Origin of the sequence: Dubosiella newyorkensis (genome assembly GCF_001945605.1) — a bacterium.
GTDB classification, from domain to species: Bacteria; Bacillota_I; Bacilli_A; order Erysipelotrichales; family Erysipelotrichaceae; genus Dubosiella; species Dubosiella newyorkensis.
Genome location: NZ_MPKA01000042.1, coordinates 15,940 through 41,873 on the forward strand (window position 1 = coordinate 15,940; position 25,934 = coordinate 41,873).

The 25,934-nt window shown below is 41.6% G+C and carries 28 protein-coding genes and 2 tRNA genes; 20 read left to right on the top strand and 10 right to left on the bottom strand.

What is annotated here, in order from left to right:
• Positions 1–15: 15 nt before the first annotated feature.
• Both BO225_RS01460 and BO225_RS01465 read left to right on the top strand, forming a co-directional pair.
• The gene (locus BO225_RS01460) at positions 16–1,461 is read left to right on the top strand and encodes a sialate O-acetylesterase (RefSeq protein WP_076340507.1); all 1,446 of its coding nucleotides are present in this window, start codon (positions 16–18) and stop codon (positions 1,459–1,461) included.
• 89 nt (positions 1,462–1,550) lie between these two features.
• Positions 1,551–1,626, top strand: a tRNA-Gln gene (locus BO225_RS01465).
• Between the two features lie 98 nt (positions 1,627–1,724).
• On the opposite strand, the gene BO225_RS01470 is transcribed toward BO225_RS01465, so the two are convergent.
• The gene (locus BO225_RS01470; RefSeq protein WP_076340508.1) at positions 1,725–3,182 is read right to left on the bottom strand and encodes a glycoside hydrolase family 1 protein; all 1,458 of its coding nucleotides are present in this window, start codon (positions 3,180–3,182) and stop codon (positions 1,725–1,727) included.
• Positions 3,183–3,293: 111 nt separating this feature from the next.
• Between BO225_RS01470 and gltX the strand changes: the two genes are divergently transcribed.
• Together gltX and BO225_RS01480 are read left to right on the top strand one after the other, a co-directional pair.
• The gene (gene gltX / locus BO225_RS01475) at positions 3,294–4,763 is read left to right on the top strand and encodes a glutamate--tRNA ligase (RefSeq protein WP_076340509.1); all 1,470 of its coding nucleotides are present in this window, start codon (positions 3,294–3,296) and stop codon (positions 4,761–4,763) included.
• A 21-nt stretch (positions 4,764–4,784) separates the two neighbouring features.
• Complete coding sequence (locus BO225_RS01480; RefSeq protein WP_076340510.1) at positions 4,785–5,579, top strand: mechanosensitive ion channel family protein; 795 nt, start codon at positions 4,785–4,787, stop codon at positions 5,577–5,579.
• Here the strand turns inward: BO225_RS01480 and BO225_RS01485 are convergent.
• Positions 5,548–6,378: a Cof-type HAD-IIB family hydrolase gene (locus BO225_RS01485; RefSeq protein WP_076340511.1), complete on the bottom strand. Its 831-nt coding sequence runs from the start codon at positions 6,376–6,378 to the stop codon at positions 5,548–5,550. The genes BO225_RS01480 and BO225_RS01485 overlap by 32 nt on opposite strands.
• A gap of 96 nt (positions 6,379–6,474) precedes the next feature.
• On the opposite strand from BO225_RS01485, the gene BO225_RS01490 reads away from it, so the two are divergent.
• The 6 genes from BO225_RS01490 to mscL are packed head-to-tail and all read left to right on the top strand — an operon-like array spanning position 6,475 to position 11,542.
• The gene (locus BO225_RS01490; RefSeq protein WP_143356726.1) at positions 6,475–7,098 is read left to right on the top strand and encodes a DUF3810 domain-containing protein; all 624 of its coding nucleotides are present in this window, start codon (positions 6,475–6,477) and stop codon (positions 7,096–7,098) included.
• Positions 7,095–7,802 (top strand): hypothetical protein, encoded by a 708-nt coding sequence (locus BO225_RS01495; RefSeq protein ID WP_076340513.1) that lies wholly within the window; start codon positions 7,095–7,097, stop codon positions 7,800–7,802. Before BO225_RS01490 ends, BO225_RS01495 begins: the two co-directional genes overlap by 4 nt.
• 53 nt (positions 7,803–7,855) lie before the next feature.
• A complete protein-coding gene (locus BO225_RS01500; RefSeq protein ID WP_076340514.1) occupies positions 7,856–9,646 on the top strand; it encodes an aminopeptidase P family protein in 1,791 nt (596 codons plus the stop codon).
• An 8-nt stretch (positions 9,647–9,654) separates the two neighbouring features.
• Positions 9,655–10,107 (top strand): CpXC domain-containing protein, encoded by a 453-nt coding sequence (locus tag BO225_RS01505; protein WP_158023772.1) that lies wholly within the window; start codon positions 9,655–9,657, stop codon positions 10,105–10,107.
• A gap of 3 nt (positions 10,108–10,110) precedes the next feature.
• Positions 10,111–11,130: a UDP-glucose 4-epimerase GalE gene (gene galE / locus BO225_RS01510; RefSeq protein ID WP_076340516.1), complete on the top strand. Its 1,020-nt coding sequence runs from the start codon at positions 10,111–10,113 to the stop codon at positions 11,128–11,130.
• 25 nt (positions 11,131–11,155) lie between these two features.
• Positions 11,156–11,542 carry a large conductance mechanosensitive channel protein MscL gene (mscL, locus tag BO225_RS01515; protein ID WP_076340517.1) on the top strand — a complete coding sequence of 129 codons (387 nt, stop codon included), beginning with the start codon at positions 11,156–11,158 and terminating at the stop codon, positions 11,540–11,542.
• A 32-nt stretch (positions 11,543–11,574) separates the two neighbouring features.
• On the opposite strand, the gene BO225_RS01520 is transcribed toward mscL, so the two are convergent.
• On the bottom strand, positions 11,575–12,372 hold the full coding sequence (locus tag BO225_RS01520) for a hypothetical protein (protein ID WP_076340518.1): 798 nt from the start codon (positions 12,370–12,372) through the stop codon (positions 11,575–11,577).
• Between the two features lie 197 nt (positions 12,373–12,569).
• On the opposite strand from BO225_RS01520, the gene BO225_RS01525 reads away from it, so the two are divergent.
• The 5 genes from BO225_RS01525 (at position 12,570) to BO225_RS01545 (ending at position 16,857) form a co-directional block, all read left to right on the top strand.
• A complete protein-coding gene (locus BO225_RS01525; protein ID WP_076340519.1) occupies positions 12,570–13,004 on the top strand; it encodes a MarR family winged helix-turn-helix transcriptional regulator in 435 nt (144 codons plus the stop codon).
• Entirely contained in the window at positions 13,001–13,780 is a 780-nt protein-coding gene (locus tag BO225_RS01530; RefSeq protein ID WP_076340520.1) for a sulfite exporter TauE/SafE family protein, read from the top strand. Before BO225_RS01525 ends, BO225_RS01530 begins: the two co-directional genes overlap by 4 nt.
• Before the next feature lie 68 nt (positions 13,781–13,848).
• Positions 13,849–14,949 carry a tyrosine-type recombinase/integrase gene (locus BO225_RS01535; protein ID WP_076340521.1) on the top strand — a complete coding sequence of 367 codons (1,101 nt, stop codon included), beginning with the start codon at positions 13,849–13,851 and terminating at the stop codon, positions 14,947–14,949.
• A gap of 52 nt (positions 14,950–15,001) precedes the next feature.
• On the top strand, positions 15,002–16,693 hold the full coding sequence (locus BO225_RS01540; RefSeq protein WP_076340522.1) for a DUF2075 domain-containing protein: 1,692 nt from the start codon (positions 15,002–15,004) through the stop codon (positions 16,691–16,693).
• A 90-nt stretch (positions 16,694–16,783) separates the two neighbouring features.
• Positions 16,784–16,857 (top strand) — tRNA-Trp (locus BO225_RS01545).
• Between the two features lie 503 nt (positions 16,858–17,360).
• On the opposite strand, the gene BO225_RS01550 is transcribed toward BO225_RS01545, so the two are convergent.
• Complete coding sequence (locus BO225_RS01550) at positions 17,361–17,729, bottom strand: hypothetical protein (protein WP_076340523.1); 369 nt, start codon at positions 17,727–17,729, stop codon at positions 17,361–17,363.
• Between the two features lie 161 nt (positions 17,730–17,890).
• Between BO225_RS01550 and BO225_RS01555 the strand changes: the two genes are divergently transcribed.
• The 4 genes from BO225_RS01555 to BO225_RS01570 all read left to right on the top strand — a co-directional run bounded on the left by BO225_RS01555 (position 17,891) and on the right by BO225_RS01570 (position 20,841).
• Positions 17,891–18,523, top strand: a complete 633-nt coding sequence (locus BO225_RS01555) for a hypothetical protein (RefSeq protein ID WP_076340524.1) — start codon at positions 17,891–17,893, stop codon at positions 18,521–18,523.
• A 28-nt stretch (positions 18,524–18,551) separates the two neighbouring features.
• Positions 18,552–18,842, top strand: a complete 291-nt coding sequence (locus BO225_RS01560; protein WP_076340525.1) for a DUF4298 domain-containing protein — start codon at positions 18,552–18,554, stop codon at positions 18,840–18,842.
• Between the two features lie 110 nt (positions 18,843–18,952).
• Positions 18,953–19,474, top strand: a complete 522-nt coding sequence (locus BO225_RS01565) for a hypothetical protein (protein WP_076340526.1) — start codon at positions 18,953–18,955, stop codon at positions 19,472–19,474.
• A gap of 92 nt (positions 19,475–19,566) precedes the next feature.
• Positions 19,567–20,841 carry an adenylosuccinate synthase gene (locus tag BO225_RS01570; RefSeq protein ID WP_076340527.1) on the top strand — a complete coding sequence of 425 codons (1,275 nt, stop codon included), beginning with the start codon at positions 19,567–19,569 and terminating at the stop codon, positions 20,839–20,841.
• A 346-nt stretch (positions 20,842–21,187) separates the two neighbouring features.
• Here the strand turns inward: BO225_RS01570 and BO225_RS01580 are convergent, their stop codons facing one another.
• The 5 genes from BO225_RS01580 to BO225_RS01600 all read right to left on the bottom strand — a co-directional run bounded on the left by BO225_RS01580 (position 21,188) and on the right by BO225_RS01600 (position 23,929).
• Complete coding sequence (locus BO225_RS01580) at positions 21,188–21,511, bottom strand: helix-turn-helix domain-containing protein (RefSeq protein ID WP_233120269.1); 324 nt, start codon at positions 21,509–21,511, stop codon at positions 21,188–21,190.
• Positions 21,504–21,854: a type II toxin-antitoxin system RelE/ParE family toxin gene (locus BO225_RS01585; protein ID WP_076340530.1), complete on the bottom strand. Its 351-nt coding sequence runs from the start codon at positions 21,852–21,854 to the stop codon at positions 21,504–21,506. The genes BO225_RS01580 and BO225_RS01585 overlap by 8 nt, the downstream gene beginning before the upstream one ends.
• A gap of 403 nt (positions 21,855–22,257) precedes the next feature.
• Positions 22,258–22,467 (bottom strand): helix-turn-helix domain-containing protein, encoded by a 210-nt coding sequence (locus BO225_RS01590; protein ID WP_076340531.1) that lies wholly within the window; start codon positions 22,465–22,467, stop codon positions 22,258–22,260.
• Positions 22,467–23,042 carry a hypothetical protein gene (locus tag BO225_RS01595; RefSeq protein WP_076340532.1) on the bottom strand — a complete coding sequence of 192 codons (576 nt, stop codon included), beginning with the start codon at positions 23,040–23,042 and terminating at the stop codon, positions 22,467–22,469. The genes BO225_RS01590 and BO225_RS01595 overlap by 1 nt, the downstream gene beginning before the upstream one ends.
• Positions 23,043–23,149: 107 nt before the next feature.
• A complete protein-coding gene (locus tag BO225_RS01600; RefSeq protein ID WP_076340533.1) occupies positions 23,150–23,929 on the bottom strand; it encodes a C39 family peptidase in 780 nt (259 codons plus the stop codon).
• 143 nt (positions 23,930–24,072) lie between these two features.
• Between BO225_RS01600 and rpiA the strand changes: the two genes are divergently transcribed.
• Complete coding sequence (gene rpiA, locus BO225_RS01605) at positions 24,073–24,735, top strand: ribose 5-phosphate isomerase A (protein WP_076340534.1); 663 nt, start codon at positions 24,073–24,075, stop codon at positions 24,733–24,735.
• Between the two features lies 1 nt (position 24,736).
• Here the strand turns inward: rpiA and BO225_RS01610 are convergent, their stop codons facing one another.
• A complete protein-coding gene (locus BO225_RS01610) occupies positions 24,737–25,477 on the bottom strand; it encodes a TrmH family RNA methyltransferase (RefSeq protein WP_076340535.1) in 741 nt (246 codons plus the stop codon).
• Positions 25,478–25,934 lie beyond the last annotated feature (457 nt).

Consider the following 25,934-nt stretch of genomic DNA (forward strand, 5'->3'; position numbering starts at 1 on the left):
AAAAGAGGAAAGATCATGTTAAAACTCGATCCGATCTTTAGTGATCATGCGCTTATTCAACATAGCGTTGAAAATACGATCAAAGGATGGGCCAGTCCCAACGAAACGATCCATGTCGTCTTTCATGAACGATCTTTCCAAACCATAAGCAATAAAGAAGGAGAGTGGTCGATCGTACTGCCTCCTTTTTTGCCAATATGGTCAACAGAATGCAAAGTTTATACGGAAAGAGAAATGATCGAAATTCACGATATTGCGATCGGCGACCTCTATTTAGCGGCTGGACAATCCAACATGGAATATATATTGGAGGATGAAGCCAATTATCCAGGCTCAGCCAAAGACATGAAACCATTCCGCTTCTTGATCGTTCCGCCAGTCGAATACATCCAAAACGGACAAGAAGTCCCTTCATTTGAAAAGATGAATTGGAAAAACGCGACAATAGAGAACATCAAAACGCTTTCTGCCGTCTCGTTTTATGCGATCCAAGAAATCGCTAAAAAAACGAAGATCCCTCTAGGAATCGTGGGGTGCTATAAAGGAGGGACGAGCGCTTCCTGCTGGATCGATGAAGAAGTACTCAAACACAATGCGATCCTTAAAAAAGAATACTACGATACGTATTGGACCGATATCAAAGACCAAAGTGAACAAGAAGAGGACCAAAAACGAAACGCCTACCAAGAAAAGCTGCAAGACTACACTCAAAAAGTCGAAGCATATCAAAAACAATATCCAGATCGCTCTTTATCCCAGCTGAAACACGATCTAGGCCATACGCCATGGCCTGGACCGAAAGGAAACAAAGATTTTGGAAGACCTTCCGGCCTCTATCATACGATGTTTTCAAAAATCAAAGATCTATCGTTTAAAGCTGTTTGGTGGTATCAAGGAGAAGAAGACGCCAAACACGCGGATATTTACGCGATCTTGCTTGGAACACTGATCGATTCATGGCGCATCGATTTGCACGATTCGCTTCCATTCTTTCTCGTTCAGCTGCCCAACTATATAGAAACGACCTACCCAGAAACGTGGCCGATCTTGCGGGAAGCCCAAATGAAAAACGCCCGAGGAAAAGAAGATGTAGAGATCCTTTGCGCCTTGGATTGTGGAGATGACTATAATATCCATCCAATCGATAAGACAAAGATCGGAAAACGTCTTGGCCAACTAGTGCTGAAGACGCTTTATGATTTCAATGAGCTTATTTTGTTTCCGATCCTGAAACGATGGAAGCGTGTCGATCAAGATATCGTTCTTGAATTTTCTAATATCGAAGACGGTACGATCCTTCTTGAAGTCGATGGGTTCGAACACGAGTATCGAATCGAGGAAGGGAAGACCGTCGTTCCAAACGCGAAGCTAACGATCTCTTATGCGTATAAAAACAATCCTAAATCGCTCGTCATGCACAACGAGCTTCCGATGTTCCCATTCTATTTAAATGTTGAATAAGCAAAAAACTCTTTCTCGATTCATAGAAAGAGTTTTTTTTGACCTTGTATTTAGGGCTATATGGGTGTATATTTAATAGGCAAAAACATTGGGGTATAGCCAAGCGGTAAGGCACCAGACTCTGAATCTGGCATTTCCTTGGTTCGAATCCAAGTACCCCAGCCATTTGAAAAATGCGGATACGAAGCGATTTCGTATCTTTTTTTATAGCGAAAACAATAAAAAACCGATCGAAGCGATCGGCTTTTTCGTTTCTCGCAATTTTATTCTTCGAGCTCGGCTCCATTTGTCTTGATCGTATATTGATACCAATAGAACGAATCCTTTGGAATCCGGTTCAAAGTACCCGACTCTTCGTCTTCTTCACGATCGACAAACACAAAACCATACCGTTTTTGATAACCGTTGAGCCAAGAAAGAAGATCTGTGAACGACCAAGTGCAATACGCTAAAACACGACAACCTTCATCGATCGCTTTTTTCAGCTCAATCAAATGCGCCTTTAAATATTCGATCCGATATGGATCATGGACCTTGCCGTTTTCTAAATGATCAAACGCGCCAAGACCATTTTCCGAGATCACGATCGGCAAATCATATCGACTCGTAATATCGCGGCATGCAAAACGAAGACCTTCCGGATCGATCGTCCAATCCCAATCCGTGGTTTTTAAAAATTCATTTTTTGGATTTTTATAAAGACCTGGCATCCCTTGCACTTCGCTAGTCCCTTTTTTTCCTGTCGTATTGACTTTGTTGCTCATACCCACTCCATCGACCGGATTGTATTCAGCAACTGTTGTCTGGTAGTAATTGACCCCCATAAAATCGATGTTTTGCGCTGCCAGCTTTAAGATCTCTTCATCGCCTGCCTCAAAATGCGGAGCGACATTCATACTTTTGAGCTGCGCAAGCGCCGCGCGAGGATAACGGCCATAGGCATAAACATCCATCCAATAATAGCTTTGCAGATCATCATAATCCATCTTCGCCATCGCGTCTTCAGGCTTTTCGCTTTTCGCGTAAGCAGGACCAAAGGCGAAGCTCGAACCAACAAGAGCATCCGGCCACAACGCTTTTAGAGCCAACACCGATTTTGCGTGAGCCATGAACGCATGATGATTCACTTGATAGAACATTTTCATATCTTGAACTTTTCCTGGTGGATGCATTCCCATCAACCAACCATGAGAGGTAAACACGTTTTGTTCATTCAAAATGATCCAATGCTTAACGCGATCTCCAAAACGAGAGAAGAGCATGGAAGCATAATTGACAAAATCATCAACGATCTTTCGACTTTCCCAGCCGTTATATTCATCTTGAAGAGCTTGCGGCAGATCCCAATGAAAGACTGTGATCATCGGCGTGATATCGTTATTGATCAATTCATTGATCAGACGATCATAGAAGGCAATTCCTTCTTCATTGACTTCGCCTTTCCCATTTGGAAAGATGCGCGTCCAGGCGATCGAAAATCGATACGTCTTCAAGCCCATTTCCTTCATCAAGGCGACATCTTCTTCAAAACGATGATAGTGATCGACCGCCTTGTCGCCAGTTGTCGCTTTGAAAGTCTTTCCAGGGATCCTCACGAACTCATCCCATACAGAGCGGCCTTTGCCATCTTCATCCCAAGCTCCCTCGACTTGATAGGCAGCCGAAGCCGATCCCCATAAAAAGTCTTTCGGAAACTCTTTGTTTGTGTCTTTGATTAACATATTTTTCTCCTTTTATTCTACTCTATTATTATAACTAATTTTGATTTTTTCTTGTAGGTTGAAAGGCTTGTTCTTTCGTTATAAGATAGAATGACGAAAGGATGAGAATCTATGAAAAAAACGCGCACCCGTTTTGCTCCAAGCCCTACGGGATATATGCATATTGGAAACTTAAGAACAGCCTTGTTCGAATATTTGATCGCCAAGCATGATCATGGCGATTTCCTTCTGCGCATCGAAGACACAGACCAAGAACGTCAAGTCGAAGGTGCTGAAGAAATGATCTATAAAACATTGAAAGAATGTGGATTGAACTGGGATGAAGGACCTGACATTGGTGGAGATTTCGGACCATACATTCAAAGCGAACGACTTCCTATGTACAAAGGCTATGCCGAAGAGCTCGTCAAGCTTGGAGGCGCCCATTATTGTTTTTGTTCGGAAGAAGAGATCCAAGCCCAAAGAGAAGAGGCCGAAAGCTTAGGCGCATCTTTTAAATTCGAAGACCCATGCAAGCATCTCTCCCAAGAAGAGCTCCAAGCTAAATTGGACGCGAAGGAACCATATGTGATCCGTCAAACGATCAAGAACGTAGGTGAAACATCGTTTGATGATGAAGTCTATGGTCATATCGAATTTGATGGCGACTTGCTCGACGAACAGATCTTATTGAAATCGGATGGTTTTCCAACCTACAACTTCGCCAACATCATCGACGACCATCAAATGCAGATCTCCCATGTCGTTCGAGGAAACGAGTATTTATCCAGTACGCCAAAATACAATTTGATCTATGACGCCTATGGGTGGGAAAGACCAACCTATGTTCATGTGCCGCCAGTCATGAAGGACGAGCACCATAAACTTTCCAAACGCAATGGCGATGCCAGCTTCCAGGACCTTGTCGCCAAAGGCTATTTACCAGAAGCGATCATCAATTACTTAGCGCTTTTAGGCTGGTCGCCAGAGACAGAACAAGAAATCTATTCGCTTCCAGAATTGATCAAAGAATTCAAAGTTTCCCGCATCTCGAAAAGTCCAGCGATCTTCGATATCGATAAGCTGACTTGGATGAACGGTTTGTATTTACGCAACATGGATGAAGAGACCTACTACGAAACAGTGCGTCCATATTTAGAAAAAGCGATCCAAAACGACTATGATCTCAAACAGATCGCCAAGATCATTCAGCCTCGTATCGATCATCTTGAACAAATCGAAGAAGCCGTCGACTTTTTCGATGTTCTTCCTGACTACGATTTGCAGATGTACAAACATAAAAAGATGAAGACGACCCTTGAAATCGCTTTGAAGTCCTTGAAAGCTGTCGAGGAAGAATTGAGCGCATTGTCCGATTGGTCAAGCGAACAAGTGATCCATGACACGCTTCTTGCCCTTCCAAAAAAGATGGAAATGAAAAATGGACAAGTGCTCTGGCCAGTGCGCACCGCTTTGACAGGAAAACAATTCACCCCAGGAGGCGCGATCGAGATCGCCTATATTCTAGGGAAAGACGAATCATTGAACCGGATTCGTACAGGAATCGAACGCCTTGTGAAAGAATTAGAATCGGCTAAATAAAGCCGATTCTTTTAAGATACTATGAAATTTACAGCATTTTTGATCAAACTCGGCATTTCGGTCCTCATCATCTTCGTCTTTTTCGTCTTGGCGCCAAAAGTCAAGCGCTTTGTGATGAACTTTGACAAACATCCTCAAGATCAAGGCGCTATGATGTTTTTGGGCTCGATCGTTCAAATCAGCATCCAATGCATCGGGATCATCGTGGCTTTAGGACAGCTTGGCGTCGATACCTCCGTGATCGTCGGCGCGTTTTCGGCTATAGGACTAGGAATCTCGCTCGCCCTCAAAAACAATATGGCCAATGTAGCAGGTGGGATCCAGATCGTCTTGACAAAACCCTTCTTGATTGGCGATTATGTGGAAATCGGCACGTATGCAGGAACAGTCACATCGATCGATACGATGTTCATGACCCTGCTTTCCGTCAATCGGCAAGAAATCGTCGTTCCAAACGCCACGGTCATTTCAGAAGTGGTCGTCAATTACTCGAAAGAAAAAAGCCGCCGCATCCAGATCGTCTTGAGCGTAAGCAACACGACCGATGTGAAGGCTTTTATGAATGATCTAGTCCAGATCATGAACGAGGAAGCGCTCCTCTTAAAAGATCCAGCGCCTTATGCTCGAGTGAGCGCGTTTTTGCCAAACGGAAATGGAATCAATATTACCGCTTTCGCGTTTGCTCCTGTCGAACACTACTGGGATATCCTTTTTTCCTTAAATTTGAAGTTCCAGCAACTCATGCAAGAAAAACAGATCCAGCAACCAACGGACGCATTGAGCATTAAATCAGTTGAAGATCTTCAAAAGCCTTGAGGATCCCGTTCTCTTCCAAGCTGGCCGTAATGCGGTCGGCTTTTTGTTTGACTTCTTCAGTCGCGTTACCCATCGCGATCGAAACATCCGCCACATCGAACATACACAAATCATTTTGCGCATCTCCGATCGCGATCAAAGAATCCGCATGAAAATAGTCTTTTAAGATCCGCATACCTCGAGCTTTATCGATCCCATACGCCGCGATCTCGCCACTTTCTTTACCAAGCGGAGCAAACGTCGCCTGAATGAGCTCAAAATCGTTTGAAAGATCGTTCTTGATTTGCGCAAAAGGCGTGTTGGACTCTAAAAACGTGATCTTGACGATCGGATACTGATCGATCGAATTCGTGTCGATCTCGCTCAAATGCTCATAGACGAGCGTGATCCCATGATTCTTTCGCTCTTCTTCGGATAGGTCTTTGCACCAATGATCCGCGATCGCTTTGACTTTCTCTTTATCTTGTTTTGAACAATAGATCGCTTCTGGACTTTCGTAAAGAGCGGGAATGTCGTGCGCGTCCATATACGCTTTTAGAGTTTGGATCTGCTCTTTAGAAAAGGCACACTCGTCCAAGATCGTTTCGCCAACTTTTGTCACGGCTCCAGCGCCCGCCACGATCGCATCATAATCGATCGTCGCAAGATCTCCATAAATTTCAACGAGCTGTCTTCCAGTGCACAAAATAATCTTATGTCCATTGGCTTGGGCTTTTTGAATTGCTTTTTTTGCAGAATCAGGAATATATCCTTCATGATGGAACAAGGTCCCATCGGCATCTAAGAATACGGCTTGCATGATCTCCTCCTTGTTTTAGATATAGCTTAACAACGGAAAGGAGAACGTTCAAGAAGAAATGGTTTCAAACAAACAACTCTATGCTAAAATAGAGCCATGAATATTTATATGTATCTTAGTGAGCCGGCTTTGAATTTGAACGTGCCGGATCGATGCAAGCCGCTGTGGAACGAGATCATCGCTTTAAGCAAGATCAACAATATGTCGCAAATCGAACAGATCCAGTACTTGCAGAAATATCACGCCCTCCTTGTTGACGAGTCTTCGCTCGATCTAGAAAAAATCGAAAAAATGGCAAAAAAAGAGGCGAAAGCCAATCGCTGGCGAAGCACTTTCTGGAAAGAAGAATTCAAAGATCTCTTTTCGTTTTTGTTTATCTATTGGGTTTGTGTCGAGCAGCTCTATCCGTATGTGATCGAACGCTTGATCGAAGGGAAGGCGCCGTATACGATCGTTCCATTCAGCTTAGGCATGCTTGTGAAAGTGATCTGTGTCTATTTGATCTATAAACTGCTGCTTACGTTCATGGCGAAAAGCACGAAGCGTGATAATTGGAGATTTTGGCTTCCATTCATCGTCTTGTTTTTGGGATACTTAGGAACGATCTTTCTTTCTCATCAACTAAATTCGGTCGTTTTATTCGATTATCCGCTCGTTGTGGTCGTCGTGGTTTTTGGACTCCTTTTTTTATGGGAGTGGCATAGAAAGGATCGTGTATGAATACTTGGATCTATTTAGGATCGATCATTGTTGCCGGTATCTTATTTGCCCTCATTCCCGAAAACAAGCTAAGAAAGTATCTTTCGATCTTTTCCTTCAAAAAATTCGGGATCCGGAAAAAGAAGCGCTGGAACGCTTTGATCGACGATTTAGGGAATGGGTTTCAGGTCTTGAGCTTTCTGTTCTGCTTGTTTTTTTGGGCCATTCCCTATTTTGAATATTTCTACGCGCTTTGGCTCTTTTTTACGCTTTTGTGCGCTCTTTCGCGCGCCTGCTTGATCGCGAGCGCTTTTGGTAAAGGCAAACAGGCGAAAGTCAAAGCGGCTCTCGTGCGAGTTTTTTTGTTTTATACTGGCTGTATCGGCGGAGCGGCGGCTTTAGGCGCGTTCAATCATGGGATCGCCTACGCGTCGTTTCCGATCTTCCTGGACCATATAGAAGCGAGACGTTTCATGGATTATATGTACTTTTTAACGGATCCAACGTTTTTCTTCGTGCTTTTGGAGTTCATTTTGTTGGTGACGCCATTGATGGTGCTATGGTCGCATTTTCGCTATATGCGGACAGAACGAACGCTTAGAGCGGCCAATATCTATACGTTCGTCTTCAAGATGCTGCTTTTGAATGTTTGTTTATTTGGCTTGAGCTATTATGGCTTCTCTTTTATCAATTCTGTTTATCACGTGGAATATACGCAAACTTGATTTGAGCGTGTATTCTTTTTTTTGTATACTAGAACAAGAAAGAAGGATGTTTCATGGATAATGTGGTAGAACGTCTTGCCAAGCTTCGCAAGGCGATGGAAGAAGCGCAAGTGAGCGCCTATATCATTCCGACTTCGGATTTTCACGATACTGAATATGTATGTGAATATTTTGCGGCTCGCAAATATTTTTCCGGATTTACGGGAAGCGCGGGCACGCTAGTCGTATTAAAAAACACGGCCGCTCTTTGGACGGATGGTCGTTATTTTATTCAAGCGGCCAAACAGCTGGAAAACAGTGGCATTGAATTGATGAAGATGGGCGTAGAAGGTACGCCAAGCATCGAAGAATATATCGTTTCCCATCTTCAAAAAGGGGAAACTGTCGCTTTTGATGGCCGGACGATCAACGTGCTTGAAGCGCGTCGATATGAACGGTTTTTTAAAGGGCACGATTTGAAGGTCGAGCCTTCTTTGGATCTGATCTCTAAGATCTGGACGGATCGTCCTTCGCTTCCAGATTCAAAAACGTTTCACTACGATGTGAAATATACCGGAAAAGAAATGGACGAAAAGCTCAAAGAAGTGCGTCAAAAAATGAAAGAGGAAGGGGTTTCTTCGCTCGTTTTGACAAAGATCGACGAGATCGCATGGCTCTATAACTTAAGAGCTGACGACATCCCTTTCTTTCCTGTAGCGCTGGCGTATACGATCGTTCATGAAGATAGCGCGGATCTATATATCGACGATTCTCGTCTAGATGAGCAAAGCAAAGCTCTTTTTGAAAAAAACAACGTCTCGATCAAGCCATACGATGCGATCTATGAGGAGGCAAAAGAAGTCAAAGCACCAGTCTGGATCGATGCGACAAGCATTAACGCGACTTTGGCCAACAACTTGCCAAACGATCGATACGAGGCGTTTTCGCCAATCATCTTGATGAAGGCGTGCAAAAACAGCATCGAGATCGCGAATACGAAAGAAGCCCATTTGAAAGATGGCGCGGCATGTACGAAATTCATGTATTGGATCAAACAGAATGTCGGTCAAGAAGAAATGAGCGAAATGTCGGCTGCCCAGCACTTGCAAGCGCTGCGTAAAGAACAGCCACTCTATCTAGAAGATAGTTTCAATACGATCAGCGCCTATAAAGAAAACGCGGCGATGATGCATTATTCGGCTAGCGAAGACTCGAATGCTCCACTCAAAGCGGAAGGAATGCTTTTGGTCGATAGTGGTGGACATTATTTGGATGGCACGACCGATATTACTCGGACCTATGTTCTTGGTCCGATCACACCAGAAGAAAAGTTCTGGTTCACTAAAGCGCTGCGTGGTCATATTCGTTTAGAGAGAGCGAAATTCTTATATGGGTGCCGCGGCATCAATTTAGATATTTTGGCGCGCGGACCGCTTTGGGAGCTAGATATGGATTATCAATGCGGCACGGGTCATGGCGTAGGCCACTTGCTGAGCGTTCATGAAGCGCCGAATGGATTCCGCTGGAAGATCGTGCCAGAACGAAACGATTCTGCGATCTTGGAAGAAGGGATGATCCAGTCCAACGAGCCTGGTGTTTATGAAGAAGGAAAATTCGGGATCCGCCATGAAAACGAGATGGTCGTTGTCAAAGGCAATAAAAACAAGTATGGTCAATTTATGGGGTTGGAAACGTTGACGTTCGTTCCTTTTGATCTAGATGGGATCGATCCAAAATTGATGTTGGATGATGAGATCGAATGGCTCAACGACTATCATCGTCAAGTGTATGAAAAGATCTCGCCTCGTTTGAGCAAGGAAGAGGCGATCTGGTTGAAAGAGGCGACACGTCCGATTTCGAAATGAAAGCGCGGATGTTCGAAATCGAGTGTCCTTCTTGTCACGAAACCTTCTTTTTGATGCGGGACACGTATTATGTGAAGGGAATGGATCCTATAGCGGAAGAGCGTTTGCTCAATGGGTCATATTTTATGCATCGTTGTCGTAAATGCGATACAATCTTTACGATCTACCATCCTCTCTTGTTTCGTAGTCCGAAAAAGTTCAATTTGATCATGAGCAAAAAAAAGCAGATCGAGACGCTCGATGAGAACGAAAAACAATTCGTAGTCAATGATCCCAAAGATTTTATACGGTTGTTTCGTATCCTTGTTTATGAAGCGGATCTCAATGTCGTGGACCGTTTGGAAAAATATCTTTCAAATCATGGAGAGCGATTGGTGGAATTTGAAAGTTTTGATCAAGAACAAGGATTATTTTGGTTTTATGTTGACCATCGTTTGATGGCTGTTCGAACAAAGGAGTAAATTATGAAGATTTTAGTAACGGGTGGAGCGGGTTATATTGGTTCGCATACTTGTGTTGAATTGTTGAATGCTGGTTATGATGTTGTCGTGGTGGATAATTTGAGTAATTCTTCGCCAAAAGCTTTGGAGCGGGTGGAAAAGATCACCGGAAAGCCTGTCACGTTTTATGAAGCGGATATTTTAGACAAAGAGGCGATGAAAAAGATCTTTGATCAAGAAAAGATCGATGCGGTGATCCATTTTGCAGGCTTGAAGGCGGTTGGGGAATCGGTGCATAAGCCGATCGAATACTATACTAACAATATCGCGGGCACGCTTGTGCTTTTGGAAGCGATGAAAGAGGCGGACGTGAAAAATATCATTTTCTCTTCTTCGGCGACCGTGTATGGCAATCCAGCGCAGATCCCTATTACGGAAGCTTGTCCAAAAGGCGTATGCACGAATCCGTATGGATGGTCGAAATGGATGTTGGAGCAGATCTTGGAAGATGTCTATAAGGCAGATCCTTCTTGGAACATCATGCTTCTTCGTTATTTCAATCCGATCGGCGCGCACGAGTCGGGCTTGATTGGAGAGGATCCGAAAGGTATTCCGAACAATTTGCTTCCTTATGTGGCGCAAGTGGCGATCGGCAAGCTCAAAGAGGTTGGCGTATTTGGTGATGATTACGACACGCCGGATGGTACGGGTGTCCGCGACTATATTCACGTTGTTGATCTTGCGAAAGGGCACGTTTTGGCGCTCGATCAAATCAAGGAAAACGCAGGATGCAAAGTGTACAATTTAGGAACGGGGCAAGGCTATAGCGTGCTCGATGTCATCCATGCCTTCGAAAAGGCGTGTGGTCATGAAATTCCTTATGCGATCAAGCCTAGAAGAGAAGGCGATATCGCGACTTGCTACAGCGAAAGCAAGAAGGCCAAGGAAGAGCTTGGCTGGAAAGCGCAATATGGTATCGATGAAATGTGCGCTTCGTCTTGGAAATGGCAGTCAATGAATCCGAATGGTTATGAGAGCGAGTAAAGCCTAGCAAGAGGAGAGATTTATAATGAAAAAAACGATGAATGAATTTAAAGAATTTATTGCCAAGGGCAATGTATTCTCTATGGCGGTCGGTGTTGTTATGGGGGGCGCGTTCACGGCAATCGTCAATGCGATCGTAGAACAGCTCATCACACCTTTGATCGGTTTGATCATGGGTGGCGTCGACTTCAGCAACCTTGCTTTCAAGGTCGGAGAAGCTTCGTTTGGCTATGGCGCATTCATTCAAGCGGTCGTTAATTTCTTAATCGTCGCTTTGACGATGTTCTTCTTTGTCAAAGCGTTCGCGAAATTCCAGAAAAAGGAAGAGGTCAAAGAAGAGGTGAAAGAACTTCCTAGCGAGGAAGTCGTTCTTCTCCAGCAGATCCGCGATCTATTAAGCGAAAAGAAGTAAAAAAAATGGAAGTGATCATTCACTTCCTTTTTTTATTTTGAATTGAGTGGTCGAGGAGATTCGTCCAAAACTTCTTCGTAGCTGCTGACATCGAATACATATTGATCGTTGCCCACTTGTTTCTTTTCGAGCGTACCGGTAAGTTCGGCAATACAACAACCAATGGTTAGTTTAGCGCCTTCTAGACGCAAACGGTCTCTTGGATCGTTGATGTTGGATCCGCCTGCCGTTGGATAAATGATTTCATACGGTTGGTTGTTGGAATCGTAGGCAGGCGTTTGAGGAAGGGAGCCGATGATCGTGATCGTTTGGCCAACATAATCGTCAGGGTCGCTGAGTATAGTGGCGACATCGATGGCGTCTGGTGAAGCTTCGCCAGGATTTTGGGTTTGTGTTGTGTTGCTTGTTTGTGTGCTGTTTGAAGCAGTTGAAGTATCCGTCGTTTGAGAATTATCGTTTGTTGTTGTTTGTTCATCATTCGCTGCAGCTAAATCGCTTTCATCACTGACCACGGTGATCGTAACCGTGTTGCTGGTGATATTGCCTCGTTTGGCAGAGATCGTATACGTTCCTTCTTCGGATGCGGTGAATTCCGCGTTGTCTTTATTGACTTTCACATTGCCTCCTGAGCTAGTGAAGTCTTTATCGTTCAACTGGATATTGTCTGGGTCCGTATCGATGTGGATGTCGGCATCGGTATCAACAAGTACTTTATTGGCTTCCGGATCGAGCTGGATCGATTTTAAAGTTTCTTTTTTGTTGTTGCCATTCGAGCACGCTGTCAAAAGGACAAGAGTGCACGCTAGGCAAAGTGAAATCATTTTTTTCATCATAAACCTCCATTGATTGATTCTAATATAAATCTGTTTCTTACCATGAAAAAGAAATATGACTAACGCAAAAACTATGATATCCGACTGAAAAATGAGTTAGAATATAATCTTTCTTTTTTTGCTTCACAAAAGATTAAATATCCGTTAAAATAAGTTCAATATTGAAATATTCAATATTGAAGAAAGGGAGAAGGATGAAATCATTGTTTAATATTGGGATCCTTTATAAATCGATGCGTCTCTACAATGAGATGATGAAGCCATTAGCTAAAAAGCACGATTGTTCTTCGACAATGATCGATATGCTTTTGTTTTTGGGAAACAATCCGGAATATAAGTTTGCGAAAGATATCGTGGAAGTACGGGGAATCAAGGCCAATTTAGTTTCCATGAATCTAGAAAAGCTAGTCGATCGAGGCTTTGTTCGAGTGTTCGCGAGTCGAAAAGATCGTCGACAAAAAGAAATTAAAGTGACAAGCAAAGCCGAGCCGATCCTACAAGAAGGACGTTTGATTCAGAAACAGTATTTTAATTGGCTTCTTGAAGGAATCGATCCAGAAGAGAAGAAAGTTTTTTTGAATGTGTTAAAACAAATTGCGGATCATTTTGATCAGGGGGATGAAAGATGAATGTTTTGTATTTAGTATTGGTGACTTTTTTTGCGGGCATGGGTGCTGGTTTAGGGACGGGTTTTGCGGGAATGAGCGCGGCTGCCGTCATCACTCCAGTACTTGTGACTTTTTTAGATTTTGAACCGTATACGGCTGTTGGCATCGCTTTGTCGAGCGACGTATTGGCGAGCGCGATTTCTGCTTATACGTATGGAAAAAATGGAAACTTAGATATTAAGAATGGGATCGTGATGATGGTGAGTGTTTTGATCTTTACGGTCGTTGGCAGTTATGTCGCTTCTTTAGTTCCGGCCCAAATGATGGGGAACTTTTCTGTACTGGTGACTTTGTTTTTAGGAATCAAGTTTATCGTGAAGCCTGTCATGACGAGCAAAGAAGCGATCAAGAGCGAAAGTGTTCAAAAACAAATCGTTCAATCGATTTTGTGTGGCGTGTTTATCGGTTTTATTTGTGGGTTTGTTGGCGCTGGCGGCGGTATGATGATGCTTTTGATCTTGACGATGATCTTAGGCTATGATTTGAAGACGGCAGTGGGGACGAGCGTGTTTATCATGGCATTCACGGCTTTGACGGGTGCTGCTTCTCATTTTTGGATCGATGGTCTTCCTCCTCTTGCGCCTTGGCTCTTATGTATTTTCTTTACGCTTCTTTGGGCGCAGATCGCGGCGAGGATCGCCAACAAGGCAAGTCCGATTCTTTTGAATCGTTTGACAGGAGTCGTCTTGGTGATCTTGGGCGTTGTCGTATTAGGTTTTGACTTTTTTGTAAAGTGAGATAGAAAGCATTCTATTTCTCTTTTTTTTTCGCCTTTTTTTATACTTCTTTTTTAGGAGGTTTCAAGATGAGAAAAGGAAAGAACATTTATAAACGAAAGGATGGACGATGGGAAGGTAGATATATCAAAGAAAAAAGAGAAGGAAAAATAGTTTATGGATATGTGTATGGAAAGTCGTATCAAGAAGCTTTGCAGAAAAAGATGGCAGAGGAAAAACATAGTAAAAAGAAAATGATAATAGCGAAGAATGAGTTTGAACAACTATGTTATGATTGGCTTGAGCGAAAGAGCGATCAAGTCAAGCTTTCATCGATCAATAAGTACGAAAGCATTCTTCATGCCCATATCTTGCCTTTTTTTAAAAGTCACAATCTAGAGGCGATCACCGACCATACGATCGAAGAATTTCGTAAAGCTTTGCAAGAAAAAAATTTGAGCTCGAAGACGAGGCAAGATATTTTTGTGGTGCTTCGTTCGATCTTATTTTTTGCGTCAAAGGAATTTTCTGAATTGAAGCAGCTCGATATTCAAATTCCAAAGTGCGAAAAGAAAAGCGCAGATCGTCTTTCGATCCATGAACAAAAAAAGTTTATTCAATATTTATATATGGATATGGATCGGATCAAGTTTGGAACATACTTAGCGCTCATGACAGGTTTGAGGATCGGGGAATTGTGCGCTTTGAAATGGAAAGACATCGTTTTGGAGGAGTCGTATCTTTCGATTCATAATACGATGATTCGTTTAAAAAGTCCTTCGATTTCAGAAACGAAGACGAGGGTGTTTATTTATCCGCCCAAGAGTCGATCGTCGATTCGAACGATTCCTCTTTCTCCAGATATGGTCGATTTGTGCATGAAATTTAAAGTGAATGACGAGGAAGCTTATGTTTTAACGGGGTCGAGTTCTAGTTTTATGGAGCCTAGAGTGTTGTCGAATCATATCAAGCAGTTTCAGCTGGATTGTGGTTTGGATTCGCTTCATTTTCATACGTTTCGGCATTCGTTCGCGACACGGTGCCTAGAGTCGGGCATGGATGTGAAGTCGTTGTCGGAGGTGCTTGGACATTCATCGTGCAAGATCACTTTGGATACGTATGTTCATGTTTCGATGGATCTAAAAAGACAAGGAATGTTGCAGATGGAAAGAAAGGTGATGCTGAGGTAAGTCGATGTTTCGACTTTTTTTAATATAAAAATATTTATATAATAAATTTATCATGAAAGAGAAAAGAGAAATCAAATTGTTTGAGTATCCATTTTCATATGATGGATTGATAGAAATTCGAGGCAATGGGTTTGGCGTAAATTGGCCGCTTGTTTATATCATTCATAATGAAAAAGAGGCTTATATTGGAGAAACATCGAATTCGTTGAAGCGGACGAAAAACCATCTTGATTCCAAGAATAAAAAGCATTTGAAACAAATCGTATTGATTTGTGACGAAAGGTTCAACAAATCGGCGATTTTAGATATCGAACATTTATTGATCGATTATATGAATGCGGATCAAAAATATAAACTTTTGAATTTGAATAATGGACAGAGTCTTGATCATGATTATTATCAAAAGCAGCTCTACGTGAATATGATCGATTCGATTTGGAAAGAGCTAAGAAAAAAGGAGATCGTTCAAAATGAGCTAAATGTGCTTAGAAATTCAGATCTTTTCAAGTTCTCTCCGTATAAAACGCTAAACTCGCAACAATATGAGATTTCAGAAGCAATTTTGGATCGAATAACCATGGAATACAGCTCTGATAAAAAGATCCCTTTTATTATAGAAGGATCAGCAGGTACGGGAAAAACAATCTTGGCTGTCTACATCATGAAAAAGCTTAGCGAATATATTCGTTATACTTATAATCTTGCGGATCTAGAGGATGAAGATGAGGAAGATCAAGCTTTTCAATATCACAGAACGGTTTTGAAAAATAGAGATTTTACTTTCGCGATCGTTATTCCACAAACATCTTTACGAAAGACTTTAAAAAGAGTTTTTAGAAGGATCGCAGGCCTCAAGGCATCCATGGTGCTTGGACCTATGGACGTTACAAAGAAAAAATACGATCTTCTGATCGTCGATGAAGCGCATAGGCTCACTTCATCTCGAGGAATCACGAACATCAAAGCATTTTATAATGCGAACGAGAAATTAGGCTTTAATCGAAAAAAAGGAAACCAGCTCGATTGGATCCTTCATCAAAGTCGTTTTCAAATCTTGTTTTATGATCCTACGCAAAGTGTACGGCCTTCTGATTTGGATCGATCATTTTTTAAAAAAGTGGAAAAAAGTCAATATTTTGAGAAGTTTAGCCTAGATTCACAAATGAGAGTTCGTGGCGGGAAAGATTATATTCAATTTATAGACGACGTATTACATTCAAAATCTCCACAAAATACAGGTTTTCCAAATTATGATCTTCGTCTTTTTGACCATATTGAAGATATGGAAAATGTGATCAAAAAGAAAGAAGAGGCAGTGGGATTGTGCAGGATGGTCTCGGGATACGCTTGGGAATGGAAAAGTAAAACTGACCCGAACTGTTTTGATATTAAAATCGAGGGAAAAGAATATCGTTGGAATAGCACGACAGAAGACTGGATCAATTCTGTAAATTCTCTAGAGGAAATCGGATCGATCCACACCGTTCAAGGATACGATCTGAATTATGCAGGTGTGATCTTGGGAAACGATATCGGATATGATCCGAACAAGCAAGAAGTGATCATCCGCAAAGAAAGCTACTTTGATAAAAAAGGGAAACAGAATACCACTCCAGAAACATTAGTACCATATATTCTCAATATTTACAAAGTTCTTTTAACTCGTGGAATCATGGGGACATATTTATATGTTTGCGACCCAGCTTTACGCGAATATATTCGGAACTGTATTCAACTTCATTAGACTCGTTATGCGAGTCTTTTTGTTTTAAATCAACTTTTTTAATTTTAGCTTGCGTCCCATTAAAAAAAATGCTATTATAAATGGGCACTTAGGGGTATAGTTCAATGGTAGAACAGCGGTCTCCAAAACCGTTGATGTGGGTTCAACTCCTGCTACCCCTGCCATTATGTAGATTCAGTTCCAGATGACAAGAAGTTATTTGGGACTTTTTTTATTGAATCGATGATAAAGGTGGCAGAATTGCCACTTTGATTATGCAGTTAAATTAAAATCATATAAAAAGTACAGAAAGTTTTTTAAAACAAAGGTGCCTGTTGTTTGAGCGTGATTGGTTCGGTCGGGCTTTAGCCAAAGAACCGGAAAAACTTCGTTTCTATAGAAGAAACTTCATGAAAGTTTCAAGAAGCGGAGGTGAGAATATGAGTCCTTTCGAAATCATTTCGATCGTTCTAGTTATCCTAGAAATCATAACTCAACTGATCATTGCGCTGGTAAATGCCAATGAAAAAAGCAACCACGAAAAGTAAAAAGTTCTGGATTTCTTCGTAGGTTGCCTATGGAAAAAAATAAATCCGAACCAACTGCTTTGACAAACAGCAGTTCTTTTTACATCTCCATTATAACTCTTCTTGAACTTCATGTAAAAAAAGTGATCGATCGATCACTTCTATAAAGAATTATTGCTTTTTTCTTTTTGGAGACGTTGGTTTTTCAACAGTTTGCGCTTGATTTCTTCGGCTACCTGCATATCTTTGTGATATGGATCGGTATTATGATAAACAGGTTCTTTTGAAATATAATCGGCAATTGTTTGATCTTTCATCCGAATGCGCAATCCAACATATCCACTTGGTTCAAATAATGCATGAGCCACTATTGTCGTCGCTCCCCCACAGATCTGATGAACAAACGGCTTCGTCTTGCCTTTAAATTTTTTATCTTCCATCAGAATATCGATCTTTTCGATCGACTCGATCGGATATGGTACGTCGTTAACATAAAATACCGAATCGTTCGCCTTCATTTTAATGGTCATGTGAACTCCTTTCTATATTGTTTTTATAAACTTATTATATTTGAATGATCATACTTTTTGAACTTCAATACTCTACGTGTTATACGTAAATATGAACCTTTCATCCACTTAAGGAAGTTTTAAGGAATAGAGCGTATTCTTTAAGCCAAGGAGGAAAGAAAATGAACAGAACAGCAAAAAATGTATTATGCGCCTTTTCGATCGTAGTTTTGACTTGCTTAGCGATCAAAACTGGATTTGATGTTTTTGAACGAGAAGATTTTGAATATATCGAACAAAGAGACGAATCGTTTGGAGGTTTTGGCGAAGATCGAGGCTTCACATTCGACGAAGAGGAAGACTGGTTCGAACACTTCCAAGAAAGAGATTTTTTCGAAGACGAAAAATCGAGCGCGACAGAGGATGAATCGACTACCCAAAACGAAGATTCCGCCAAAAACCAAAGCGTAAAAACAAAAACACGCATGGACCGCGGAAGAATATATCCAACCCGACAAAGAATCATGAAACACTCGATCAACGGATATGCCATTATCGTCCTGATCGAAGAAATCTTCGCGATCCTTCTCATCGCCCTGTGGCTTATCTTGTCTAAAGGAAACAAAAAAACGTTTGCCGAAGTCTTTGCCAAAAAAGAAAGCAACCCCACACCAACAAACCTTCCAGACCTTCCAAAACAAGAAGTTGTGAAAGTCCAAGAAGAAGAATCTGTTGAAAAAATACAAGAACAAAAAGAAGTCAAAGAAATAAAGACAGAACCAGAAAAAGAACAAGAAGAAAAAACAGAAGAATAAATTATAAATAAGGATCTAAGGAGAATTTATGACAGAGCCAACAAAACTCCAACAACTCGACACACTCTTACAAGAAGTCCAAAACGCAAACCAAACACTCGAACAAGCCCTACAAACTGCCAATGAACTCGCACCCAAACTCAAAACCCTAAGAACCTATATGGAAACTGACTTCCTGCAAGACTATGAACAAGTCCAAGAAAATCATCCCATCCTGTCGCAAGACGAACTCTACAATACACTCATGGACACTCTAGAAGAAGCGCAACAAATAAAACAAGCAACCCAAGCGCTATTAAATATCCTAGATCCAAAATGAACACATAGAACTGTGCCTGCAACACAGTTCTATTTTTTTGAATTTTCTTACTTTTCTCTTTGAAATAGCACAAAAATGTACTATAATTTGTTCAAATCAAGGAGGAAATCATGGAAAAGAAATACTACAACATCACTCTTCTCTCTGGACTGTGTGAAGAAGAAGATGGAACGATCACAGCTACATTGGAAAAAGAACAAGACACCACCGATATTTACGAAGCAATCACCATCTTTCAAAACTGGATGTCCGAAACCTATGAAGGCGGAACTTTGATCTTAGATGAAGTGTTCGCACAAATCGATGAAGAAGGAAACACTCTCAAAGAAAGCAAGCCAAGAAATACCATTATCGAATACAATCGAAGCGACATCGAAAATCAAGCGTTCACCTTCGACATTTGGAGCCAGATCCTCTTTCAAAACTCCAAGTACTACAACATGAAAGAAATCTGCAAACTCGCCAATGTCAGCTATTCATCGTATCGGAATTTCAAGTCAACTGGCCACTATATGTCGCAAGAAGCCCAAAAAAGAATCCTCAAAGCGATGGCGTATGTGGGAAATCAATGCTGGAATGACAAACTCATTCACGAACTCGAAGACATTGAACACAAACTTCTTCATCACTAAAAATACGATCATGAATTTTCAACTCGAATTGACTATCCACATGCTTTTACCTATAATTTTTTATGTACGGAAGAAATAAAGGAGGGCTCGCCATGCCAAGCCAAGTCGTAGTAGGAACACAGTGGGGGGACGAAGGAAAAGGAAAAATCGTCGATGTTCTTGCTGAAAACGCAGATTTAGTCGTACGTTTCCAAGGAGGAGACAACGCAGGACATACAGTCATCGCCAATGGAGAAAAACACGTGCTCCATTTATTGCCAAGCGGCGTATTGCACGAAGAGGGAATGTGCATTATCGGACCAGGAGTCGTATGCAATCCCTTCGTATTGTTGGAAGAAATGAAAACGCTCGAAGAAAATGGGATCTCGACCGACCATATCATCATTTCAGGCCGCGCTCATATTTTGATGCCATACCATCGCTATCAAGACGATCTCGAAGAAGCGGCCGCCAACAACAAGATCGGAACGACCAAAAAAGGAATTGGACCTTGTTATGCGGACAAATATGCCCGAAAAGGCATCCGTTATCATGAACTCAAAAATTTTGAAACGTTCAAACAACGCCTCAAAGAAAATCTCGATTTCAAAAATAAACTCTTTGTCAACGTGTATGGAGGAGAAGCGATGGATTATGACAAGATCGTTTCCGACTTTGAGAAGATCCTTCCAAAAATCTTGCCGATGATCAAAGAAACGACGAGTATCGTCAACAACGCGATCGACCAAGGAAAAAACGTCCTATTTGAAGGCGCGCAAGCATGCATGCTCGACATCAACTATGGAACCTATCCATTCGTCACATCTTCCTCGCCAACAAGCGCAGGCGTGACGACAGGAGCGGGCGTGGCGCCAAATAAGATCGACACCGTCATCGGCGTCGTCAAAGCCTATTCGACCCGCGTAGGAGAAGGCCCATTCGTTACCGAACTCGAAAACGAACAAGGAAAATGGATCCAAGAAAAAGGCCATGAATACGGAGCCACGACAGGAAGACCACGTCGTTGTGGATGGCTCGACTTGCTCGTCGTCAAACACGCCAACATGCTCAACGGACTTACCGACATCGTCTTGACAAAGATCGACGTACTCACAGGCATCGAAGAACTCAAAGTCTGTGTCGGCTATGAAATCGATGGGGAAGTGCTCGATTACATTCCAAGCGACCAAGAAGATGTTGCCAAAGCAAAACCCGTCTACAAAACATTCAAAGGCTGGAAAGAAGACATCACAAAGATCCAGAATAAAGAAGATCTTCCAAAAGAATGCCTCGACTATATCAATTTCATTGAAGAATTCACAGGTGTTCCGGTCTCGATGATCTCGGTAGGACCAGATCGAACCAATAATATATATGTAAAAAGATAGTTTTAGAGGACGCAGTTTAAAATGCGCCCTCTTTTTTGCTGACTTCGATTCAAAACCAGACATTCATTTCATAATTCCGCCCGATCGACCATTCCAATACCGAATACGATAGGGAAGATGATCAATACATGGATACTCCTGAATTACTTCTATAGAAAGATCACCGACGAAATTCGAATCAAAGAAAGAAAACAAGCAGAAGGAAAACTCAAAAAAAAATCATCTAAAAACACCTCTCCAGATGATTTTTCATTCTTTAATGCAATGACATTGATTCTTTACTCCATTTTGTCTACTTCTTGCTTAACTCCAGTGGACAAAGATCTCGCAGGACAACATGACATTGTTAATTATGACTAGATCCTTTTTTTTCTTTCACATAACTTGTTTCTGACATTGGAACAAATTCCAGCTTAACCTGCATATTTAAAGCGCGCGCTATTTTTTTGATCATGTTAAGACTTGGATTTCTGGTTCCACTTTCAATACGGCTAATATCTGCCTGAGTGATTCCTGTCAATCCCGATAATTCTTTTTGCGTAAGATGCAGTTGTTTGCGAGCATCAATTAGAGTTTGTATAATATCAAATTCAGGTTGAAGAGCATCGTATTCTGCTTTGATTTGCGGATCTTTTAAGACCTGCGCTTTATATTCTCTATAACTACTCATAATGATTCCTCCGTATAAAATCAGCTTTTAATTCTTTAGCACGTTCAACTTCTTTTTTAGGAGTTTTTTGTGTTTTTTTAACAAAACCGTTTGTAAGAACAATCTTTTTTCCTACAATAAAAAAATAAAGAATGCGGGTGATGTTTGTTCCTTGTTTTGTTCGAAGTTCAAAAATAGTCCCATCAAGAGATTTAGAATAAGGTTCTCGTAAAAATGGTCCATTTGTTTCAAGCAAATCAATAGTTCGTAAAGTCTTAGCTAAAAGTTTTGGAGATAAAGAATTTAAAAAGTCCTGTACAGGACACTTGCCATCTTTTGTTTCATAAAAGATAATTTCATACATAATAGCTCCCATTTCTATTTTTAGAATATGTTGTATTCGACATATTGTCAATGAATTAAAGCTTGTATTTTTTTGTATTCAAAGTAAAAAAGCATTTTTTCAAAATCATTTAGTTAAGAAATAGCAATCTTAGAGGATGTATTTAAATGCACCCTCTTTTTTTGTTATTCAAAGTCAAACATTTTATACTCAGTATTCTGCCCGATCGACCATTCCGATACCGAATACGATAGGGAAGATGATCAATACAAGGATACTCCTAAATAACTTCTGTAGAAAGATAGCCAACGAAGTTCGAATCAAAGAAAGAAAACGAGCAGAAGGAAAACTCAAAAAAAATCACCTAGAAATCCATTCCAGATGATTTTTATTCCTTATCAGTCATTTAGCTTTCGCTATCTTCTTATTCATCTTCCAGCCTATACTCCAATAAGTCGCCAGGCTGACAATCCAACACCTCGCAAAGCTTATTCAACGTCGAAAACCGGATCGCGTTGACTTTGTTGTTTTTGATCTTCGACAAATTCGCCTGCGTGATCCCCACACGATCCGCCAGATCCTGCAAAGAGATCTTCTTTTCCACCATCAATCGATCCAAACGTAGTACGATCATTAGATGAGCCCATCCACATCTTTTTGGAGGCTGACGCCATATTGAAAGTACATTGACAATGCGATCAGCAGGCAGCCGATCGGAACCATCGAAAACTCGACCGAAGATTCTCGAACAAGACCAAGAGCCTGCAGAACGATCGAAAGGCTCAAATTGACAACACAGATCAAGATCAAAAAGATCCCCATCTCCCGGATCATCCGCACCACATTGCTTTGAAACGGCGTGTTTCCTTGCGAAAACCACGTCTTGCCATCCGCCGTCTTCAAGATCAAGTACGCATTGCGGAAGACCATCGCCATCAAAGAAAGCGAAACAACAGAAGCAAACAAAAGGATCCGAAGCGCCAAAGGCGAAAAGCTCAGCTCCCCATGAAAATCCTGGACCACGATTGAAAAAGTCAAAGGACCAAACATAGAAGGAAACTGCAGTTCCAAAAGGTCCATCAGCCATTTCGGATTAAAGAGGGAGACCAAAAACAAGATCCCCATGACCCCAACTACGATCCAATACAGCCATTGAAGAATGTTGCACATCCAGCGCGTCAATTTTAAAAACGTGTTTTCTTTGTTCATATAGTTCTCCTTATCGATACTTCTAGTATATATAAAAATTATCGAAAAACAACTAAAATATATCGAAAAACGATAAATACATATCGATAAAGGATGTTATCAACAAATTACCACACATACCCAGGCTCAGGATTGTCGTTCATCATGTTCCACAATTCATCGGGCGTAAACTTTTTTCGACCCCCATATTGCAGATCTTGTTGAGAAGAACTCGGATCCATAAAATAATACATTATTGGCTCTCCGCTATCGTCATAATCCGCTCCATAAAGAACGACTTCATGCACAAGATCGTTTTGAGACCCATACGCCACTTTCATATTGATCGAAAGAAAAACAGGATCCCCAGATTCAAGATCCATCATGATCCGTCTTTGCAGATCTTGCTTCATCGAATCTGTTCCTTCATTCTGCTTCCACAAAACAGCTCGATATCCAGACTCCGCATCCGAAGCCGGCACTTTCCCAAAGATCAAGATCGAAGCTTCTCGAGCAAGATCTTCATACTCGGTTCCAGTGATCGGATCCGTATGCAGACGAGCCGCCAACTCTTCTTGCGTCATAGAAATTCCATGATACTCCAGCACCATCTGCAAACAAGCCACCGCACAATAATAACCCGTCTCCTGCATGCAAAAAGGGATCGCAAGCCGGACCTGCTTAGATCGAGGCAAAAGCTCTTCTTGTCCCTCATCCACTGGCTGTGAATCCAAATCGCTAGAAAGGTTTGGATCGACCAGTTCAGTGCTTGGCGGATCCGAAGGCATTGGCTCCGTCTTGTTTATGTTTTTTGATTCCTCAACGTGCATCGGTTTCTGATTCAAGCTAGAACAGGCCGATAATCCCACCAGCATCCATAAAAAGGCAACCCATCTCTTCTTTTTCATATCAGCTCTCCTTTTTTTCATTATACCATCTTTTAAAGTCAAACATTCCATTTAAAAAATCGATCCATTCTTAAAAGAGTGCACCAAAAGCGCTCAAACAATGAATATGCTACACTAAAAAAAAGAATCAGGAGACTAGGAGAATGAAAAGAAAATGTGCAGAACAAGCGTATGAACTCATCAAAGAAGGCATGACCATCGGACTTGGAGCTGGAGAAACGATCGAATATTTGATCGAATTCATCAACATGGGAACCACCAATGTCAAAGTCGTCTCCCCCTCGATGAAAACCGCCCTTTTATGCAAAAGACATGGCATCGAAGTCATCCCTACATGGCTTTGCGAACATATCGATATCGCCTTCGACGGATGCAATCAAATCGATAAATCGCTACAATGCATCAAGACTTTAGGCGCCTTGCACACTCAAGAAAAAATGATCGGCGCCATGGCCGATCAATACATCATCTTAGCCGATGAAAACAAATTTGTAGAACAAGTCGACTTTCAAGTTCCATTAGCCGTAGAAATCCTAAAAGACGGATTCAGCTACGTTTTAAAAACCCTATTCGACATGGGCCTAAGAGCCAAAGCCCGCATTACCAACGATAAAGACGGCTACGTGATCACTGATGGAGGAAACCTCATCGTCGATGTCGATTTCCAATCCGTTAAAGACCCGATCGAAACAAATAAAGCCATCTGCAATATCCTAGGTGTCATCGACACTTCGCTCTTTTGCGACCAAGTCACAAAAGCCTTGATCGCCAAAGTGGATGGAAGCGTCATCACGATCCAAAAATAAATCAACGCCCTTGAATAAAACAAGAATACATACAAATCGAACCCGCCACGCCAACATTGAGCGATTCAAAACGATCCATGTCGATCTTGACACAATCGTCGCACACACCAATGACACGATTCGACAAACCGCTGCCCTCGTTGCCCAAAACGAAGGCAGTTTTTTTCGGAAATTCGATCTCATGCAAAAAATGCGAATACGAACGCAAAGCCGTTCCTAACACTAAAAAGCCATCTTCCTGCAACTTGCGGATCGTAGAAACCATCTCCGCCTCTTCAATATGGACTTTAAATAGAGCGCCTTGACTTGCCTGAACGACCTTTGGATTGTAAGGATCCACGCACCCCTTGGAATAAAAAATCGCATTAAACCCAAAAGAAAGAGCCGAACGAATGAGCGTACCCATATTTCCAGGATCCTGCACCTCATCCAACAAAAGAGTGCGATCGCAAGAAACAACCTTCCGATCCGGTTTATGACAAAGTCCAATACAAGAAGCATTTGATTTCTGCAAAGAAATCTTGTTGAGAACAGCCTGCGAACACAACACCTGCTCTACATCCAGATCCAATTCAACATTTTCTGACAAAAAGATCCGATCCAAAAGATGAGCTTCATAGGCTTCCTGGATCAAATGCACTCCCTCCACCAAAAACTGATTCGATCCATCTCGACCTTTTTTTGTATGCAGCTTGCATACTTCCTTGATTTCTTTATTTTGTACTGATTCAATCGTTTTCATAGTTTCATTATACTGAAAATCAAAGCAGGAAAACATCAAGAAACCTTGAGATTTAAGAAACGCTTTTGTATAATTGAAACATTAAAGCGCAGAAAAGAAACAGTACTTCCGTAACGCTTGGACAGAGAAGAAGATCCAAAGGCTGAGAGATCTTCGACAAGTATCCGGAACGAATTCACCTTGGAGCTAAGAGCCAACCCCGTCTTTACGGGTTTAGCACCATTTTTTTTGACCTCTTATCCTCATATCCTATCTGTTTATCCCTTATTTAAAGGGATTTTTTTTGTGCATCTTTTTTTTGAATTATTTTTTTATATGCTATAATAATGGTGTTAAGGTGTTTTACACGGAGGACGTTTTCATGGCTTATTTCCTTAAAAAATCGCATCTCAAAAATGGCTTGTATCTTCAGATCTATTTCTCTTTCCGCGATCCCGAAATCAAAGAGACCCGCCAC

Coding starts and splice junctions, on each gene's coding strand:
- BO225_RS01460 (WP_076340507.1), top strand. CDS start 16: ATGTTAAAACTCGATCCGATCTTTAGTGATCATGCGCTTATTCAACAT.
- BO225_RS01470 (WP_076340508.1), bottom strand. CDS start 3,182: ATGTTAATCAAAGACACAAACAAAGAGTTTCCGAAAGACTTTTTATGG.
- gltX (WP_076340509.1), top strand. CDS start 3,294: ATGAAAAAAACGCGCACCCGTTTTGCTCCAAGCCCTACGGGATATATG.
- BO225_RS01480 (WP_076340510.1), top strand. CDS start 4,785: ATGAAATTTACAGCATTTTTGATCAAACTCGGCATTTCGGTCCTCATC.
- BO225_RS01485 (WP_076340511.1), bottom strand. CDS start 6,378: ATGCAAGCCGTATTCTTAGATGCCGATGGGACCTTGTTCCATCATGAA.
- BO225_RS01490 (WP_143356726.1), top strand. CDS start 6,475: ATGAATATTTATATGTATCTTAGTGAGCCGGCTTTGAATTTGAACGTG.
- BO225_RS01495 (WP_076340513.1), top strand. CDS start 7,095: ATGAATACTTGGATCTATTTAGGATCGATCATTGTTGCCGGTATCTTA.
- BO225_RS01500 (WP_076340514.1), top strand. CDS start 7,856: ATGGATAATGTGGTAGAACGTCTTGCCAAGCTTCGCAAGGCGATGGAA.
- BO225_RS01505 (WP_158023772.1), top strand. CDS start 9,655: ATGTTCGAAATCGAGTGTCCTTCTTGTCACGAAACCTTCTTTTTGATG.
- galE (WP_076340516.1), top strand. CDS start 10,111: ATGAAGATTTTAGTAACGGGTGGAGCGGGTTATATTGGTTCGCATACT.
- mscL (WP_076340517.1), top strand. CDS start 11,156: ATGAAAAAAACGATGAATGAATTTAAAGAATTTATTGCCAAGGGCAAT.
- BO225_RS01520 (WP_076340518.1), bottom strand. CDS start 12,372: ATGAAAAAAATGATTTCACTTTGCCTAGCGTGCACTCTTGTCCTTTTG.
- BO225_RS01525 (WP_076340519.1), top strand. CDS start 12,570: ATGAAATCATTGTTTAATATTGGGATCCTTTATAAATCGATGCGTCTC.
- BO225_RS01530 (WP_076340520.1), top strand. CDS start 13,001: ATGAATGTTTTGTATTTAGTATTGGTGACTTTTTTTGCGGGCATGGGT.
- BO225_RS01535 (WP_076340521.1), top strand. CDS start 13,849: ATGAGAAAAGGAAAGAACATTTATAAACGAAAGGATGGACGATGGGAA.
- BO225_RS01540 (WP_076340522.1), top strand. CDS start 15,002: ATGAAAGAGAAAAGAGAAATCAAATTGTTTGAGTATCCATTTTCATAT.
- BO225_RS01550 (WP_076340523.1), bottom strand. CDS start 17,729: ATGACCATTAAAATGAAGGCGAACGATTCGGTATTTTATGTTAACGAC.
- BO225_RS01555 (WP_076340524.1), top strand. CDS start 17,891: ATGAACAGAACAGCAAAAAATGTATTATGCGCCTTTTCGATCGTAGTT.
- BO225_RS01560 (WP_076340525.1), top strand. CDS start 18,552: ATGACAGAGCCAACAAAACTCCAACAACTCGACACACTCTTACAAGAA.
- BO225_RS01565 (WP_076340526.1), top strand. CDS start 18,953: ATGGAAAAGAAATACTACAACATCACTCTTCTCTCTGGACTGTGTGAA.
- BO225_RS01570 (WP_076340527.1), top strand. CDS start 19,567: ATGCCAAGCCAAGTCGTAGTAGGAACACAGTGGGGGGACGAAGGAAAA.
- BO225_RS01580 (WP_233120269.1), bottom strand. CDS start 21,511: ATGAGTAGTTATAGAGAATATAAAGCGCAGGTCTTAAAAGATCCGCAA.
- BO225_RS01585 (WP_076340530.1), bottom strand. CDS start 21,854: ATGTATGAAATTATCTTTTATGAAACAAAAGATGGCAAGTGTCCTGTA.
- BO225_RS01590 (WP_076340531.1), bottom strand. CDS start 22,467: ATGATCGTACTACGTTTGGATCGATTGATGGTGGAAAAGAAGATCTCT.
- BO225_RS01595 (WP_076340532.1), bottom strand. CDS start 23,042: ATGAACAAAGAAAACACGTTTTTAAAATTGACGCGCTGGATGTGCAAC.
- BO225_RS01600 (WP_076340533.1), bottom strand. CDS start 23,929: ATGAAAAAGAAGAGATGGGTTGCCTTTTTATGGATGCTGGTGGGATTA.
- rpiA (WP_076340534.1), top strand. CDS start 24,073: ATGAAAAGAAAATGTGCAGAACAAGCGTATGAACTCATCAAAGAAGGC.
- BO225_RS01610 (WP_076340535.1), bottom strand. CDS start 25,477: ATGAAAACGATTGAATCAGTACAAAATAAAGAAATCAAGGAAGTATGC.